This window comes from Paenibacillus sp. FW507-14B1B (assembly GCF_058781425.1).
This window is the reverse complement of the sequence record NZ_JBYSWS010000001.1, coordinates 64,856-80,785: the sequence shown is the minus strand read 5'-3', so window position 1 is coordinate 80,785 and position 15,930 is coordinate 64,856. Positions and strand designations below refer to the sequence as shown.

Below are 15,930 nucleotides of genomic sequence, written 5' to 3'. Positions count from 1 at the left end.
AGGAAGACTTTTTAACTGGGAGGTAAGAACAACCTAATGCTAATGAAATCTTTAAAATGGCTACTGTGGATCGTGCTTGGCTTGATTACTCTGGTTGTCATCTTTCTAATCTATATTACAGCAGTGGATTATAAGCCACCGGCTCAAGTAGAACTACAAACCAATAGTAACAACACCCCTGTTACACTTAAGCAAGGAGAACCGTTCACGGTTACGACTTTTAATATCGGATACGCAGGACTCGATCGTGGTCAGGATTTTTTCATGGACGGTGGTACGAAGTCTCGATCTAGAAACACAGAACAAACAGAGATCAACCTAAATGCCATTATCGATTTCCTAAGGAGTAATGAGTCCAATCTGTACATGCTGCAAGAAGTGGATACAAACTCCTCACGAAGTAATCGGATCAATGAATATGCGCGAATTAGCCGTACATTGAAGCAATATAGTGACACATTCGCTTATAACTACAAAGTGCCTTGGGTACCGGTCCCGATTACACGTCCTATGGGTGAAGTGAACAGCGGCTTACTAAGCCTGTCTCAGTTCACCAGTACTTCACATAAACGGTACGATCTACCCGGTAAAGAAAGCTGGCCAGTGCAGTTGTTTGAGCTCGATCGTGGATTTATAGAGAGTAGATTTCCAGTCAGTAATGGTAAAGAACTTGTCACGATCAACCTCCATCTATCTGCATTTGACAAAGGTGGGAGAATCCGCAAACAGCAGCTCGATTTCCTAGAAGGCTATATTAATCAAGAGGCTCAAAAAGATAACTATCTTGTCATCGGCGGTGACTGGAATCATGCCCTGCCCGGTACAGATCATAATAAGTTCATAACCAAACAGGAATGGCCACAGTGGCTCCAATCCATCCCTGAATCCTTCTCTCCAAAAGGCTTTCAGTGGGCGGTAGATCCGAACGCACCTACGGTCCGAACACTCGATATCGCTTATCAAGAAGGTGTTAATTTCCTCTCCGTAATCGACGGCTTCCTAGTTTCTCCGAATGTTGAGATCGTTAATGTTACTGGACATGATCTTAAATTCGAACATAGTGATCATAATCCAGTTACTGCAACTTTCATTCTTAAATAGGCCGATGATTTCATAAAAAAAGGTGCTTCTCCCATTAGATCTAAGAAAGATCTTGCGAGAAGCACCTTTTTTACACATTTCAAATTATGAAACCGTCACTACCAACTGTCTGAAGCGGTGAATTTCATGTCCACTAGTGGGGTTTGTTTTGTTATGTTACTGCTATAAAAATTGCTGTCATTTCTTTCTTTCACTCTCATGTCAAAAGTGATTTCTTCAATCCCACTGTTCCCTTTCACCGTAAGATAGGAATCAACGTTATAAGTATTTTTCGACGAGTCTACATAGCTGAAAATACGATATTGACCGGGTTCAATGAATATCCTGGATTGATTACCTTGGACATCGATAGCGATATAATCTGACGTACGTTTGTTATACAAAGTTAGAAAACCGTCAGCAATCAAGATCGAATCACTTATCAATGTAACATTCACATTCAACTTCGGTAACGTTAGAATACTTGGAGCAACCTTTCCGTCCTTAATTGTTATTTCATACCCCTGCTGCAAGATATATGTGCTGGTTGCTACATTGACATGAAGAATTTGATATCTGCCATCAGGAACATCAACATAAACCTGCCCCGAATTAAATTGAATAAATTGAATTGGAGTTTGAGAATCGTCTAAGGAACGAATACTAATTCCTCCGGAAGAAACCTCAGCCCCATTTGCATCTAAGATTTTAAACGAAGGAACAATAACTCGTTCTGCTTGAAGCGTCAACCAACGATTAATGTTTTTTCGGACACTATACTCATAAGGGGTTTCCCCATGTTCATTCGCTTTATAAGGATCTGCACCAGCACGGATCAATGATTGGATAATGCTGTAATTTTGAGCATCTACTGCTCGGTATAAGGGGTTATCAATACCAGGGTCCGCTCCGTGTTTCAATAACATGTTAACTATTTCTAAAGATGGTCTAAGATCCTTTATGAAAGTCCCATTCTCAGACATTCCTATAATGCCCGAAGCTGATTGAAGCAGCGTTCCCGTGTGATTCTTGTAATTCGGATCTAATCCATTCTCAATCAGAATTTCTAGTAGTTCAGCATTCTGACTAACAATTACACTGAAACCAAGGTGTTGACTGTCTGAGTCTACTTTGGCCCCAGCTTTCACTAATGCTCGAGCAGCCTCTGTTCTGTTGTTGATCACGGCATAAACGAGGGGGATATTATTTCCATATTCAAAATTGAGCTTACCGTTTGGATCAGCCCCACGCTTAATTAAGTTTGTTACGGCCGTAGCATCTCCCCTTCTTGCTGCTTCAAACAAGCTTCTTTGCAGTGCTTTCTTAGACTCGGGACTCAAACCAATACTGATCTGGCTGTTACTCGCATCATACTTAACGTCTTTACCTGACACGATCTCAACAAACCTTAGCGGTACATAGATCCGTCCTTCACGAAGTAGAGGAGAAGTACTCAAATTAAGTTTCTGTTCGCCGATAAACATACGCTTTTGATCTACCTCTCCGCTGTATGTATTATCATTATGAACGATTTTGATTGTTTTCTTTCCGAGTGTTGACTGTATCTCGAGTGCATTAAATATACTTTTTGCATGTAAATAGACATTTCCTTTTACTTTAATCGGTTTTACAGATAGTTTCATCTCGTTGCCGTCTACGATGACGGTGATGCCTGAGTTCCCAGCAGCACTAACAGGGTGCTCTTCTGCAAATAGCGAGATGGGACCAAATAATAGTACGAGTAAACAGACAACCTTCAACAACCTCGACATGAACAGCCACCTCTCCAAAATAACAAATGGATTTCTCGGCACATTATAGCATTTTAATCATATATTTCCATTTATTTATCGGATAATTTAGTATCTATTATTTCAACAAACTTAGTAGATGCTGGTGATAAAGATACACTGTTCAAGAAACATACCCCTATACTTCGCATTGGTATTTCCTTCTGAAGTTTAACTTCATATAATAACCCTTGATCTAAATACTCTTGAGAGAACTGTTTCGTTACACATGCTACTCCTAAATTAATTCTGGCGAACTCTAATAACAGATCATGTGAACCAAGTTCAAAATCCGGTGACATTTTGATACCCTGAGCTAACATGTAGTCCTCAACGTATTTTCTGGAATTGGACTTTGATTCAAGAAAGATTAATGGCAGGCTCACAACCTGTTCTAGACTAACTTGACCAGTTAATGTACTTTTGAACTTCTCACCACAAACAAAAATATCCTGTATTTCAATACATGGTCTGGTTTCTAGAGCGGGATCATATAATGGAAGATTACATATCCCAATATCAACTTCTCCGGATTTAATAATCGAGCAAATCTCAAGTGTGGTCCCATTCACAATTTTAAATTTAATGTTAGGGTATTGATTATGAAATGCTTCGAGATAGGGAAGTAAAAAGTAACGGGAAATCGTATCACCAACACCTATTTTTAACTCACCGGTTGTTAGATTCTTAAACTCCAGGATCTTCTCTTCTCCAACATTTATTAAGTTAATAGCTGAATTAGCATATTCAAATAAAAGACTGCCTTGATTCGTTAAAGTAACTCCTTTGGGTGTTCTTGTGAACAAGCGTGTATCTAGTTCATTTTCCAATTGCATGATCGATTGACTTACAGCCGGCTGGGTCATGTAAAGATCCTGAGCCGCTTTAGAGAAGCTTTTTCTTTTGGCAACCATACAAAACACTCTATATAAATCTAATTTACTCACGGTATAAGCACCTCTTATATCTGTTATTTGATATATTAATTTCACTTATATCACATGAATGTTGTATATTACAAATATAAACGTCAATTATTACATTAGATGTACATATATTAAGGAGCGATTATTTTGGAAAGATTAGTTGGAACTGTAGTAAGAGGTCTTCGTGGCCCGATCATCAATCGTGGAGACAGTATCGAAGAAATCGTTGTAGATAGTGTACTAAAAGCATCCGAAGCAGAAGGTTTTACCATCCAAGATAAAGATATCGTTACAGTAACAGAATCGATCGTTGCTCGTGCCCAAGGAAACTATGCTACGATTGATCATATTGCGAAAGATGTAAACTCCAAATTTGGAGACGAAACCGTCGGAGTTATCTTCCCGATTCTAAGTCGTAACCGCTTTGCAATCTGTCTTCGTGGTATCGCAAAAGGCACTAAAAAAGTTGTCTTGATGCTTAGCTACCCATCAGATGAAGTTGGAAACCACTTGGTCGATCTAGATATGCTTGATGAAAAAGGCATCAACCCATGGACTGATGTTCTGACTGAGCAACAATTCCGCGAGCATTTTGGATATGAGAAGCATACCTTCACAGGTGTGGATTACATCGATTACTACAAATCGATTGTTGAAGAATATGGTACAGAATGCGAAGTTATTTTCTCCAACAATCCAAAGACCATTCTTGAGTACACGAAAAATGTTCTTACTTGTGATATCCATACTCGATTCAGAACAAAGAGAATTCTTAAAGCAAACGGTGGAGAGAAAATCTACAGCTTGGATAACATTCTATCCGAATCCATTGATGGCAGCGGATGTAATGAAGCATACGGTCTGCTTGGATCTAATAAATCTACAGAAGATAGTGTGAAGTTGTTCCCTCGTAACTGCCAACCTGTCGTTGATAAGATTCAACAAATGCTTAAAGAAAAAACAGGTAAACTGGTTGAAGTTATGATCTATGGCGATGGAGCATTTAAAGACCCTGTAGGTAAGATCTGGGAGCTTGCTGATCCTGTTGTATCACCAGCTTACACTGCAGGCCTTGATGGTACACCGAATGAAGTCAAGCTGAAGTATCTTGCAGATAATAACTTCGCTCACTTAAGAGGAGATGAACTGAAACAAGCCATCTCTCAATATATCAACAATAAAGAATCAGATCTCGTAGGTGCCATGGAAGCTCAAGGTACTACGCCTAGAAGATTGACCGATCTTATTGGCTCTCTATCCGACTTAACTTCGGGTAGTGGAGATAAAGGAACGCCAATGATCTATATCCAAGGATATTTCGATAACTATACAAACTAATGTTCACGCATTAGCTAAAAGCCTCTTCCCTTAACGGCGAAGAGGTTTTTTCTCTTTCGATGGGATTTAGATCAAAGTATAAAGTATTAGAGCGTCTCAACCAATTTCTGAATCTTTGAGTTGGAAATGATGTATACATTGCCTATAATGTCGATTTTGTTGTCCTTCACACGAACTGCACCATCTTGGTCTGCTGCCACATAAATATCCATTTTATCAGATAAAGGAAACCGTTCCTCAATTATTGCTTTGTTATCATGATCAAAATGAGCTTCAAAAGAAAAGTCATGAAGAGCCATACCTTCGTAAACAGTGCATTCATCCAAATATTTATTAGACATATTCATCCCACCAGCACTCGTTCCCATTACAACAGCATTACTTTTTTTAATCAAATCCGATAATTCATTTTTCGTCAAAAGATGCTTTTGATGCTGTGGATTCCCACCACACAAAAAAATGACGGAGGCGTTCTGAATGAATCGCTGGGCATCTTCTTTCTGTGTACGGTGATCAATCAAATGATATTCTTCAAAAAAAATGTTAGCTTGATTAAACCAATTTCTTTCAAATACACTATCAATATTAATTAGCTCATCTTTATGATCAGGTGTTTTGGCGCTAATCATAACAATTGATTTTCTGACGGTTATATCCTCATTCAGCACATTGACTAGCTTCTCAGAAAAGCCCTTATCATAAAACCAATCTAAGTAATAGTGGGTTTTCATACATAATTACCTCCATATAAAATATGTTAATTTATCCATTATGTATATCATAATCCATAGGTCCAGACGAGATAAAATATTTGATATAAAAGATTAACATATGTAAAAATATCCATTAATTTGATATAATAGTTGCAATATTGCTACATATTAACATTTTTCCTTTTTCTCTACTGTTACCCTTTGTCATGAAAGGAGGTGAAATCAATGAAAAAATCACTCATCATTTTGTTGTTAGCGTTCTTCTCTTTCTCTACTAGCGCTTTTGCTTCCTTTACAGCAACATCACACGATCTGTCTGTATTCCAAACAGCTCAACATAAATTAAGTGTTGGACTATGGAGCCCTACCAATGATACCGTTGAACTCTCACTCTATTCTAAAGGGCCTTCTGGTCAACTTAATAAGGTATTCTCCACTTCCGTGAATGTAGGCCCCACCTCGAATCCTGCAGAGTTTTCCGTAGGCTATCTTAGCGCAGGAACTTATGTTGTCAAAGGACAATTCCAAGGTTCTAGCGGTAGTCTGGGACCTGTCAGTTTAAATCAAGTCTACTAATGTGAACGTGCCACTCGGATAACTCCAACAATTTTTAATTAATTAAACATTTAAATTTTAAACAAGGGAGCCTATCGACTAGGCTCCTTTATCCCTATCTCGGTAACTTGCCTTCCGCTGTATGAAGGGTATTCCGAATGTTCCCCTCCCAATCATATACCTTCTTAAGAGATGTTTGAATTCGGTTTAGCTCTCCAGTAATCACTCTTAATTCAATAGCAGCACTTACTGCATCCCCCATCTTAATAGCTGCCTTATAGCGTTTATCCGCTGTAATCCTACGCTGATTAGCCTCTGCGATCCTCTTATTCTCCTCTGTTACTTGTTTCTTAACTGTTCCCACGGGTGCTAGAGCATCTTTAACGACTTTAGCTTTCGCTGTTGCTTGCTTCTTCGCAGCTGTCAGAGCATCCCGCTTCACCTTAATCTCTTGTCTTGCAGCAGTTACAGATGCCTTAATACGGTTCCGTTTGAGATCATACATGAGAGCAGACTTTTTATTCTTACTCTTCCTTGCTTCCGTAGCTTTCTTTCCAAGCGCCGTATACTCAGCAAGCAGAGGTGCATACTTCTTCTGTGCTTGTTCGGCATCAGATTTCAACTTATCAAGCTTAACTTTGTCAATGAGCTGCACTTGTTTATTTATTTCTTTCAGTTTATCGTTATTTCGTTTACGTAAATCTGATGTTTGCTGCTTAACTTGTTTATTCGAAGTTTCTAAAATGATTAAGCTATCATAAAGTTGATCTATACTAGTTAACGCATCATCCCACCCACTTCCGGCAGCTTCTGCATACGGTGGTTTTCCTACAAACAATAGGAAGCACATCAGAACTAGTCCAGACCAGATCATGTAACTGTGGTGCTTGCTTCTTCGTTTCATCAATGAAATCATCTCCTGTATAAATAATATTTTCAAACAAACAGCAAAAAAAGCACCCCACAAGAAAGGCATATTAGCCTATCCTGCGAGGTGCTTCTCCCGCTACTTCATTCAATTGATAATAATATAATATTTGATTAGCATATATGTCAACTACTTTTTTAGAACACCCGTTCCTGTTCTGTTAGGGCGAAATTTAATGAACGACCAGATGCTGAGCATCACCAGAACAGCCATGCAGATCCCGATACTTAAACGGCTCTGCTTATCAAATATAAACATAACGGCTATGACTGAAAGAGCGACCACGACAAATCCAGTTACATAAGGATAACCCCACACTTTAAACGAAGGTTTAATAGGATACTGATTTCGGAGCTTCAACTGAGAAGAGGCGATACATATCCATACCAATATCACAACGAATCCAGGAACAGCCATCAATATACGAAACAGCTGATCTTGTGCGAATAATCCAAGCATCGAGCCAGCAAGTAGAATAACAGCACACAGATAGAGTGTGTGTACCGGGCTTCCCTTTCGGTTCGTTTTAGCTAATGATTTAGGTGCCTCACCTGCAGCTGCCATAGAGAACAGCATTCGCGAAGCACCATATATTCCCGAGTTGGCCGCAGACAATACCGCAGTGATTAGGATGAAATTCATAATATGTGCAGCACTGGACAGGCCCGTTGATGTAAGAACCTGTACGAACGGACTGCTATCTGGCCCGAGCTGATTCCAAGGAATTAAACCACAGATGATAAGGATCGGTAGGGTGAAGAACAGAATAATTCTCAGAATAAAGGTACCGACCACTTTCGGTAGAATTTTCTCGGCATTCTCTGTCTCTGTCAACGTCAGACCGATAAGCTCAGAGCCTCCATAAGAGAACATCACGACCAGCAGAGCCGAGAATATCGACGTCCAGCCACCTGGGAAAAAACCTCCAAAAGCCGTGAAATTGTGAAGATAAGGTGTATGATCACTTGGAATAATTCCGAATATTAATCCTCCACCCAGTACGATAAAGATGAGAATCATAGCTATCTTAATACCTGCAAGCCAGAATTCAAATTCACCAAATGTACCTACACTTAGTAAATTGATGAGAATTATAAACACTGCACAGGCCAGACTTAACCCCCATAATGGCACATCTGGAAACCAATATTGCAGAAAGCTGCCTGCCGCAATCACTTCGATTACACATACAGATAACCACATAAAACAGTACATCCATCCCATAACAAATGAGACTTTCTCTCCAAAAGCTTCACGTATAAAATCCTTCATATTCCGATTGGGATATACGGTTGCCATCTCAGCCATTGCAGCCATTACAACAAGAAGCAATAATCCTGCAAAAATATAAGATACAATAACCCCTGGACCTGCAAGTCCAATCGTTTCAGCGCTGCCTTTAAATATTCCAGTACCAATGACACCGCCCATAGCCATAAAACTGATATGTCTAGGCTTTAATTTTTTCTGTAATGATCCATTTGCTTGTCCCATCCATATCCTCCTGGTGTAAACATTCATAACAGATTATGAATTTTTCAATGTACATTCCAGTATAACCTATTATGCATGTTTGTGAATATATAATATGTCTGGGAGAAGTTACATCGGACACCACGGACCTATATTAATTTTTTTCGATTGTAACAATAACACCATCCGTATTATTTCCTGACAACTCATACATGCTATTCACAGGGATTTCGAAAGTCATTTGCTCGGAAAGAGGAACGAAAGAAATTTCATACTGCTTACCATTAATCGTTGTGGTGTATGTTTTCTGTTCCTTGAGAAACTTCAGATATTCTTCTAGTGTCAGATGTTGCTCCTTCATAATGATACTGTGAGGTAATCCTACATAACGGAAATGCCAAGGCTCATATTGAATACCTGTAATCTCTGATTTATCTAAAGGATACCGAAGAATAAACCCGTAATCCCATGCGTACTTCTTGAGCCATGATCCTTCAGGAGCGACATCAATCGATTTAAGCGTAGATCCGATATCTAAAGAGAGTCCAACATTATGTTCACTGTATCCCGGAGGAAGAGCATAATCGGAACCCATCTCCTGATACAACTTCTTTTGCTCTGTATTGTCTCGGTACCCGCTGCTGATCATAAAATGGTTCACTTCACTACGAGCTGCCGCTGCCACCATCTTGTTAAATTGTTCTGCCACTAGCGTCGATATTTGTATCGTATTATCCAGCAAGCTATATCCCTGAATTAATTCATTGTTTTGGTATAGGTTTACAATATCGGTAGGTAACCCTTCTTTATGAATCGGATACTTCTTATTGACCAATACGAGGTTCCCTTTATGCACCTGATCTTTCGAAATTTGGATTGTATCATGTGTTTTCTCAGGTTGAGCTACCGGTACTTTATTCTCTTGCTCACTATTGCCCATACCTTGCTGTGATTGAACTGATTCACACCCCACCAACATGACTAATAGAAGCAAGCATAACCACTTCTTCAACTTCAACATCTCCCTTATGTAATATCTATGTAGTCTAGAATATATAGTTTAATAAAAAATGTGGAAAAGCTAAAGAAAATCTTAAGAAATGTATCAATTCTTAATCAAAAATAAAAGTTGAATCATACCCCACCTGCGTGTCACAATAAACAAGAGACAAGCTGGTGCATCAATGGTCCACGATTCACCGAATATGATATGGAGGTCCAAATTCATGAAAACGATTAAACTTGGAAACAGTTCACTCGAGGTACCCGTTGTGGCCGTTGGCTGCATGCGTATAAATTCGCTGGAGAAGTCTGAGGCGGAGCGTTTTGTTCAAACTGCACTGGAAGAAGGTGCAAACTTCTTTGATCATGCTGATATTTATGGCGGTGGAACCTGTGAGGAATTATTCGCAGATGCTATACATATGAACGCAGAAGTACGCGAACAGATTATTCTCCAATCGAAGTGTGGGATTAGACAAGGGATGTTCGACTTCTCTAAAGAACACATTCTAAATTCTGTAGATGGCATTTTGAAAAGACTCAACACAGAGTATCTGGATGTCCTTCTTCTACATCGCCCGGACACACTTGTAGAACCGGAAGAAGTGGCTGAAGCATTTGATCAACTAGAAAGCTCCGGTAAGGTTCGTCATTTTGGCGTATCCAACCAGAATCCAATGCAAATTCAGCTTCTGAAAAAAGCTGTAAAACAGCCGTTAGTAGCTAACCAGCTTCAACTAAGTATTACGAACACAACCATGATCCAAAGCGGTATCAACGTTAATATGGAGAACGATGCTGCAGTAAATCGTGATGGTAGCATTCTGGATTTCTGCAGACTTCATGACATTACAATCCAGCCTTGGTCACCGTTCCAGTATGGATTTTTCGAAGGGGTATTCCTAGGCAATGATAAGTTCCCAGAACTGAACCTGAAAATTGATGAGATTGCAGAAAAATATAATGTAAGTAACACAACAATTGCAATTGCATGGATTTTGCGTCATCCTGCGAACATGCAGCCTATTATCGGCACGATGAATATTAATCGTCTGAAAGATTGCATCAAAACGGGTGATATTAGACTGACTCGTGAGGAATGGTACGAGATTTACCGTGCGGCAGGTAATATTCTTCCTTAGTCCAACCTATGTGTCTTAGAACACAGCACCATACTACAAGCAGCCACTCAAATAAACTCTTGGTGGCTGCTTGTTACATTTTTAATAATCCTGTCCTATTCAATAATGCCGGTACGAATAACTCCGATATTAACTTGACCATGAAGTGTGGTTTCAGGGAACATTTTACTCCAGTTTTCCTCAACCATATCCGAATTTCCGACCCGACTGCGATAAATCTCACCAAAACCCACACAATCCGAATTCAACCTGCGCAGCTTGTTCAAGAACTCTTGGAATTCTTTATTTACTTCGTACTGAATCTGCTTCTTTAAAGCATCAATCGCACCTGGCTCGATAAACTTGTATCTTTTTGATACCTCTTGTATATCAATATCCATATCGATCGAAGCATCAAATTTGAGGTTCTTCTTATCCACGAGCTTGATCTTCCCCTTAGCTTTTGTAACACTAAATACAACTCGTACATGATCGGAATCTTGTATTAAAAATCGATCCATATCACTGTGCTGCATATCCTCTTTCTTGATGTTGACTTCGTATAAATATGGTATATCTGCCCCATGCAACGTCTTAATGAAAAATCCTTCTTTAGGCGAAGCTTCTCCTACGATTTCATCTTTATTAAGAAGTGTGAGACCTTTCAATACAACCTCATCATCTTCTCTTTTTAGCAAGGGTATCGCTAAATCGGTTCGATTAAGACCCCTTGACCGCGTAAAGTCATGAAGTGTCATCGACGGAGTCCAATCGGTCTTCACATTGTGTTCCAATAAATCATTTAGAGCTATCGCAATATTAGAATGATTCTCATATTTGTAATTTAAGAGCTCTTCAGGAGAGCCATCCACAATTGCGATCTTAATAATATCACTGAAGAACGGATCCCGGCTGAGAACTTCAATTTCTTGAATCATCTTTAAGCGAAAAATATCATGATCTAACAAAATGAGACGTATTTGCCCCGTAGCTAGCTTGTTCGGGAGCATTTGATTCATTTTTTGACGAGCCCCTTTACTCGTTTCTGCTTCTACCGATACCGTACGACTTGTATTTTTAGTATCAGGCTGTGCATTGATAAATGTACCCGACACTTGGAATTTATTATTCTCTTTCACTTCATAGGCTAGCGCGATCAAGATCGACTGATCTTCTAGAACCGTTGAGCGTTGACAGGCACATAGCCCGATCAGAAGAATCAGAGCTGCGCTTAATCTTAATGTTTTCAAGATGCACCGCCTCCTCTGTCTCCAGCTTTGCGTGCACGAACTTTGAGCACTATCAATGCGATTAAGCTTAATAAAAAAGGATATAAGAATGACAGCACCGAACTACCTAGCCCTACCCACTCCCCTAGTTTATCTATGTTTTTACGCCCCTCCATCATAACCGTAACCGTCGACGCTATTAGAATGACTGTAAGAAGCACTAACTTCTGATTCCAATTCCACATGCGTTTAAACCCTCTCGTAATTGCCCAAGCATTGATTAGTATCCCAGTTAATACCATTAGCATCCACATCGAAATGACTATAAACTCCAAACGTTCTGAAAATGGAAATTTCAATATTTTCAACATATTAAATGTTGGCCAAATAGAGCGCTCTAACTGTGACGAGGAGAAATACGCTACGGAAAGAATCATGATTATAAGATAAATAAAGTTCCCAAATAATAGGGAAAACTGAGAGTGATACATCGCTCTTTCCTTATTTCTAACATAAGGATAGATGAGCATAATAAATTCAAACCCAGCCAACGTAAAACTCATTCTAAAGGCACCTCTGAGAATATCTTTCATATTACTTTCCATGATCGGTAACAATTGGGTCCATATGGAATATCTTAAAGTCACCAGACAAAAAATAACGGTGATTAGGATAACAACAAACCCCAATAAACACATTCCTATAATAACCCGAACACCACCAAATCCCGCATAGATGATAAGAATAGCCAGAAGAGAAACAATCAACCAACTGCTCATATCCGGAAACATCCACACCTGAATAACCAGTACATAGGATCTCATTATTAATATTGAGACTAGTAGATAAAATATTATGTAAATACAGTTGAATATTGTCCCTATATACTTGCCAAACAAATCATACTGAATTCCAAATATATCGGCAGATTCGTATTTATTAAGCATACGAATGACTAACCAAAGCACCACATGGGCACATAGGCAGGCAATCAATACTGAGATCCATGCATCATGCTTCGAAACATGAAATATATAGCGTTGAAAACTGAAAATTCCTACGCCGATCTGCACATTACAAATAAAGAAGAACAGGAGATAAGCATGAATTTGACTATTCTTTGGTGGATATGTTTGAACCTTCATTAGCTTGACCTCCTGTTATTCTTCATCGCTGGATTGGAACCATTTCGACAAACGAGATTTAAAATTATCGGCATTCACTTTCGTTAGATCCGTTCTATATTCTGTCTCTGATTGCTCTGTCACAAGCATGGTATTAAGAAGCCCTTTACGATCTGGTGGATATAACGGGTACAGATAAGGTTTGCCATAACTTGTCATACGTAACAAGTGTATAAGTATAAACCCTGTGAAGAAAGCAATTCCCGGAAATCCCAAAAGTCCTGCTGCAAGAAGCATTGGGAAACGGACAAAGCGTATGGTCGAACTCATCATATAGTTAGGTGTAGTAAACGAACCGAGTGCCGCAAGTGCCACAAGCATGATTAATATGTTACTGGTAAATCCAGCTTGTACAGCAGCTTGTCCGATTACAATACCTCCTACAATACCCATCGTTTGTCCAACTTTCGTTGGAAGCCTCGCTCCAGCTTCTCTTAGCAATTCAATCGAGACCTCCATGATCAAGGCCTCCATCAATGGTGGGAATGGAACACGGAACCTTGATGTAATGAGTGGCTCAAGTAAGGTCATTGGAATCATTTCATAATGATACGTCAAAGCTGCCACGTAAATCGGCGTCAAAAATATCGAAATAACAAGCGATAATGCTCTTAAGAATCGATTAAACATCCCTATTCCCCAAGTGGAATAACGATCTTCTACCGATTGAAAAAAGTCTACAAAGGAATTCGGTCCTATAATAACCTGAGAATTCCCTTCAACCATGACGACAACTTTTCCTTCTAATATAGCTTGTGCCGTCCGGTCTGGACGTTCAGATAAACTCATCTCGGGAAACAAAGAATATTTGTTATCTGCGAGCAGCTTCAGAAATATAGGACTTCCGATAAGCCCTTTTATTTTTCGACTTTCCACTCGTTTACGAATCAGTTCAACAAATGGATTTTTCTCATGCTCATCCTCTAGATACAATAAACTAGCGGTCGTATGCGTTTCAGAAGTGAGCTGTACTTCTTCCTGAATAAATTTATCACTCGTAATGTACGCACGAAGTAAAGCGATATTACTCTCCATAGATTCTGTAAAAGCAATCTCCGGACCATAAATGGTGGATTCAATATCTGCATTCGAAGGAGAACGAGAAGGAATATTGGCGATATTAACTAACAAGCCACCATCTACTCCATCCAATAGCACAAGAGCAAATCCACTGATCAATTGCTGAATGGCATCTGGTAGTTTATCAAATGGTTTACAGTCACCAATGGCTATCATTTTAGATATTTGATCTAATGACTCATATTGATCATTCCCTGCCAACCGAGCTAACACATTCAAATTCAACTGAGCTTGATCAATCATTCCTGTCATGTAGGCGACAACCAAACGCTCACTTAGTGCTTTTATGACAATGCCATCGCTACCATGTAAAAGCGATTTGAGTTCACTCTCAATACGATGACTAAAATCAGACATGATGAACCCACTTTCATCTTTTATAGGATATTACTTAACTAATGACCTAATCTTCTCCAATTAAGTTGTAAAATTAATATGTCCTTTAGCTATGAATTCAATGCATAAAATCACCACTTTAAATAGGTTTTTCGGATTGCAGCGATGAAAAAACACTTGTACTTCGTAGACCTTTTCGATTTAATTAGATCATAGAAAGGAGCATGTTCAAGTGTTAAACGAGAAACAAGATTCTTTGTCCACCCTATTGGAGAACACCCGAAAAAATCTAACGGCTGACTGTACAAGCTGTTTTGGTCTTTGCTGTGTCGCACTCCCCTTCTCAGCCTCTATAGATTTCAGGATAGATAAACCTGCGGGAGAGCCTTGTACAAATCTACGCTCAGACTTTCGGTGCGGTGTTCATAAAGATCTTAGAGAGATCGGATTTCGAGGATGTACCGTATATGATTGCTTAGGTGCTGGGCAGAAGATTTCCCAAGTTACCTATGCAGGACAAGACTGGCGTCATCATCCTTCTTCTTCGAAACAAATGTATGAAGTGTTTCCAATCATGTGGCATCTCCATGAATTATTGTGGTATCTTTCAGATGCGATTACGCAAAGCTCAGCTTTCCCCATCTTTGAAGATCTTAAATTATCTCTCCAAGAAACACTTTATCTTACCGATCTAAGTCCACTGGAACTCTTGGAACTTGATGTATCCTCTCACCGAGCAAACGTTAATATACTTCTTCTAAGAACGAGCGAACTCGTTCGCAATGAAGCTAAACGTAAGTATAAAGGTATTGGTAAGCAGCCTAAAGTTGAAGGTCGAGGGTTAGATCTGATAGGAGTAAACTTGAAAGGTGCTGATCTCCGTTGTGCCAATCTTAGAGGAGCTTATCTGATTGCAGCAAATTTAAGAGGAGCAAATCTTCAAGTCGCTGACTTGATTGGAGCTGATCTTCGAGATGCAGATATAAGAGGAGCAGACCTCTCAGGCAGCCTTTTCCTCACCCAAGCTCAACTAAATTCGGCTAAAGGGGACCATACTACCCGAATACCAGACTCGTTAGTTCGACCCGAACATTGGAATGACCATGGCAAACACAAGTGATCATTCAACAACATGAAGTACATGAAAAACAGCCAACACTCAAGTCGTGTCGGCT

Annotated in this window: 14 protein-coding genes; 5 read left to right on the top strand and 9 right to left on the bottom strand. The window is 39.4% G+C overall.

Going from position 1 to position 15,930, the window contains the following annotated elements; all coding sequences use genetic code 11:
- Positions 1-36 precede the first annotated feature (36 nt).
- Positions 37-1,101 (top strand): endonuclease/exonuclease/phosphatase family protein, encoded by a 1,065-nt coding sequence (locus tag AC3WJJ_RS00380; RefSeq protein ID WP_492536979.1) that lies wholly within the window; start codon positions 37-39, stop codon positions 1,099-1,101.
- Between the two features lie 98 nt (positions 1,102-1,199).
- Here the strand turns inward: AC3WJJ_RS00380 and AC3WJJ_RS00375 are convergent, their stop codons facing one another.
- Together AC3WJJ_RS00375 and AC3WJJ_RS00370 are read right to left on the bottom strand one after the other, a co-directional pair.
- Positions 1,200-2,852, bottom strand: coding sequence for a stalk domain-containing protein (locus AC3WJJ_RS00375; protein WP_492536977.1), 1,653 nt, complete (start codon positions 2,850-2,852; stop codon positions 1,200-1,202).
- A 71-nt stretch (positions 2,853-2,923) separates the two neighbouring features.
- Positions 2,924-3,817, bottom strand: coding sequence for a LysR family transcriptional regulator (locus tag AC3WJJ_RS00370; RefSeq protein ID WP_492536975.1), 894 nt, complete (start codon positions 3,815-3,817; stop codon positions 2,924-2,926).
- A gap of 126 nt (positions 3,818-3,943) precedes the next feature.
- On the opposite strand from AC3WJJ_RS00370, the gene AC3WJJ_RS00365 reads away from it, so the two are divergent.
- Positions 3,944-5,134 carry a coenzyme F420-0:L-glutamate ligase gene (locus AC3WJJ_RS00365; protein WP_492536973.1) on the top strand — a complete coding sequence of 397 codons (1,191 nt, stop codon included), beginning with the start codon at positions 3,944-3,946 and terminating at the stop codon, positions 5,132-5,134.
- Between the two features lie 86 nt (positions 5,135-5,220).
- Here the strand turns inward: AC3WJJ_RS00365 and AC3WJJ_RS00360 are convergent, their stop codons facing one another.
- Positions 5,221-5,865, bottom strand: a complete 645-nt coding sequence (locus tag AC3WJJ_RS00360; RefSeq protein ID WP_492536971.1) for a Type 1 glutamine amidotransferase-like domain-containing protein — start codon at positions 5,863-5,865, stop codon at positions 5,221-5,223.
- A gap of 207 nt (positions 5,866-6,072) precedes the next feature.
- Here AC3WJJ_RS00360 and AC3WJJ_RS00355 point away from each other — a divergent pair, with 207 nt between their 5' ends.
- Positions 6,073-6,423: a hypothetical protein gene (locus AC3WJJ_RS00355; RefSeq protein WP_422656931.1), complete on the top strand. Its 351-nt coding sequence runs from the start codon at positions 6,073-6,075 to the stop codon at positions 6,421-6,423.
- Between the two features lie 94 nt (positions 6,424-6,517).
- On the opposite strand, the gene AC3WJJ_RS00350 is transcribed toward AC3WJJ_RS00355, so the two are convergent.
- The 3 genes from AC3WJJ_RS00350 to AC3WJJ_RS00340 all read right to left on the bottom strand — a co-directional run bounded on the left by AC3WJJ_RS00350 (position 6,518) and on the right by AC3WJJ_RS00340 (position 9,815).
- Complete coding sequence (locus AC3WJJ_RS00350) at positions 6,518-7,306, bottom strand: hypothetical protein (RefSeq protein WP_492536968.1); 789 nt, start codon at positions 7,304-7,306, stop codon at positions 6,518-6,520.
- Positions 7,307-7,459: 153 nt separating this feature from the next.
- Positions 7,460-8,824, bottom strand: coding sequence for an amino acid permease (locus tag AC3WJJ_RS00345; RefSeq protein ID WP_492536966.1), 1,365 nt, complete (start codon positions 8,822-8,824; stop codon positions 7,460-7,462).
- 133 nt (positions 8,825-8,957) lie between these two features.
- Entirely contained in the window at positions 8,958-9,815 is an 858-nt protein-coding gene (locus AC3WJJ_RS00340; RefSeq protein ID WP_492536965.1) for a M15 family metallopeptidase, read from the bottom strand.
- A 214-nt stretch (positions 9,816-10,029) separates the two neighbouring features.
- On the opposite strand from AC3WJJ_RS00340, the gene AC3WJJ_RS00335 reads away from it, so the two are divergent.
- Positions 10,030-10,947 (top strand): aldo/keto reductase, encoded by a 918-nt coding sequence (locus AC3WJJ_RS00335; protein ID WP_492536963.1) that lies wholly within the window; start codon positions 10,030-10,032, stop codon positions 10,945-10,947.
- A 95-nt stretch (positions 10,948-11,042) separates the two neighbouring features.
- Here AC3WJJ_RS00335 and AC3WJJ_RS00330 read toward each other — a convergent pair whose 3' ends face one another.
- Genes AC3WJJ_RS00330 through AC3WJJ_RS00320 form a run of 3 tightly spaced genes read right to left on the bottom strand, consistent with a single transcriptional unit; the run spans position 11,043 to position 14,776 of the window.
- Positions 11,043-12,176: a Ger(x)C family spore germination protein gene (locus AC3WJJ_RS00330; protein ID WP_492536961.1), complete on the bottom strand. Its 1,134-nt coding sequence runs from the start codon at positions 12,174-12,176 to the stop codon at positions 11,043-11,045.
- A complete protein-coding gene (locus AC3WJJ_RS00325; RefSeq protein WP_492536959.1) occupies positions 12,173-13,300 on the bottom strand; it encodes a GerAB/ArcD/ProY family transporter in 1,128 nt (375 codons plus the stop codon). Before AC3WJJ_RS00325 ends, AC3WJJ_RS00330 begins: the two co-directional genes overlap by 4 nt.
- A 15-nt stretch (positions 13,301-13,315) precedes the next feature.
- Positions 13,316-14,776, bottom strand: coding sequence for a spore germination protein (locus AC3WJJ_RS00320; RefSeq protein ID WP_492536957.1), 1,461 nt, complete (start codon positions 14,774-14,776; stop codon positions 13,316-13,318).
- Positions 14,777-14,987: 211 nt separating this feature from the next.
- Between AC3WJJ_RS00320 and AC3WJJ_RS00315 the strand changes: the two genes are divergently transcribed.
- Positions 14,988-15,875, top strand: coding sequence for a pentapeptide repeat-containing protein (locus AC3WJJ_RS00315; RefSeq protein ID WP_492536955.1), 888 nt, complete (start codon positions 14,988-14,990; stop codon positions 15,873-15,875).
- Positions 15,876-15,930 lie beyond the last annotated feature (55 nt).

Bases quoted from the DNA above. Each gene is read 5' to 3' on its own strand.
- AC3WJJ_RS00345 (WP_492536966.1), bottom strand. From the start codon at position 8,824: ATGGGACAAGCAAATGGATCATTACAGAAAAAATTAAAGCCTAGACAT.
- AC3WJJ_RS00325 (WP_492536959.1), bottom strand. From the start codon at position 13,300: ATGAAGGTTCAAACATATCCACCAAAGAATAGTCAAATTCATGCTTAT.
- AC3WJJ_RS00380 (WP_492536979.1), top strand. From the start codon at position 37: ATGCTAATGAAATCTTTAAAATGGCTACTGTGGATCGTGCTTGGCTTG.
- AC3WJJ_RS00375 (WP_492536977.1), bottom strand. From the start codon at position 2,852: ATGTCGAGGTTGTTGAAGGTTGTCTGTTTACTCGTACTATTATTTGGT.
- AC3WJJ_RS00335 (WP_492536963.1), top strand. From the start codon at position 10,030: ATGAAAACGATTAAACTTGGAAACAGTTCACTCGAGGTACCCGTTGTG.
- AC3WJJ_RS00320 (WP_492536957.1), bottom strand. From the start codon at position 14,776: ATGTCTGATTTTAGTCATCGTATTGAGAGTGAACTCAAATCGCTTTTA.
- AC3WJJ_RS00355 (WP_422656931.1), top strand. From the start codon at position 6,073: ATGAAAAAATCACTCATCATTTTGTTGTTAGCGTTCTTCTCTTTCTCT.
- AC3WJJ_RS00350 (WP_492536968.1), bottom strand. From the start codon at position 7,306: ATGAAACGAAGAAGCAAGCACCACAGTTACATGATCTGGTCTGGACTA.
- AC3WJJ_RS00360 (WP_492536971.1), bottom strand. From the start codon at position 5,865: ATGAAAACCCACTATTACTTAGATTGGTTTTATGATAAGGGCTTTTCT.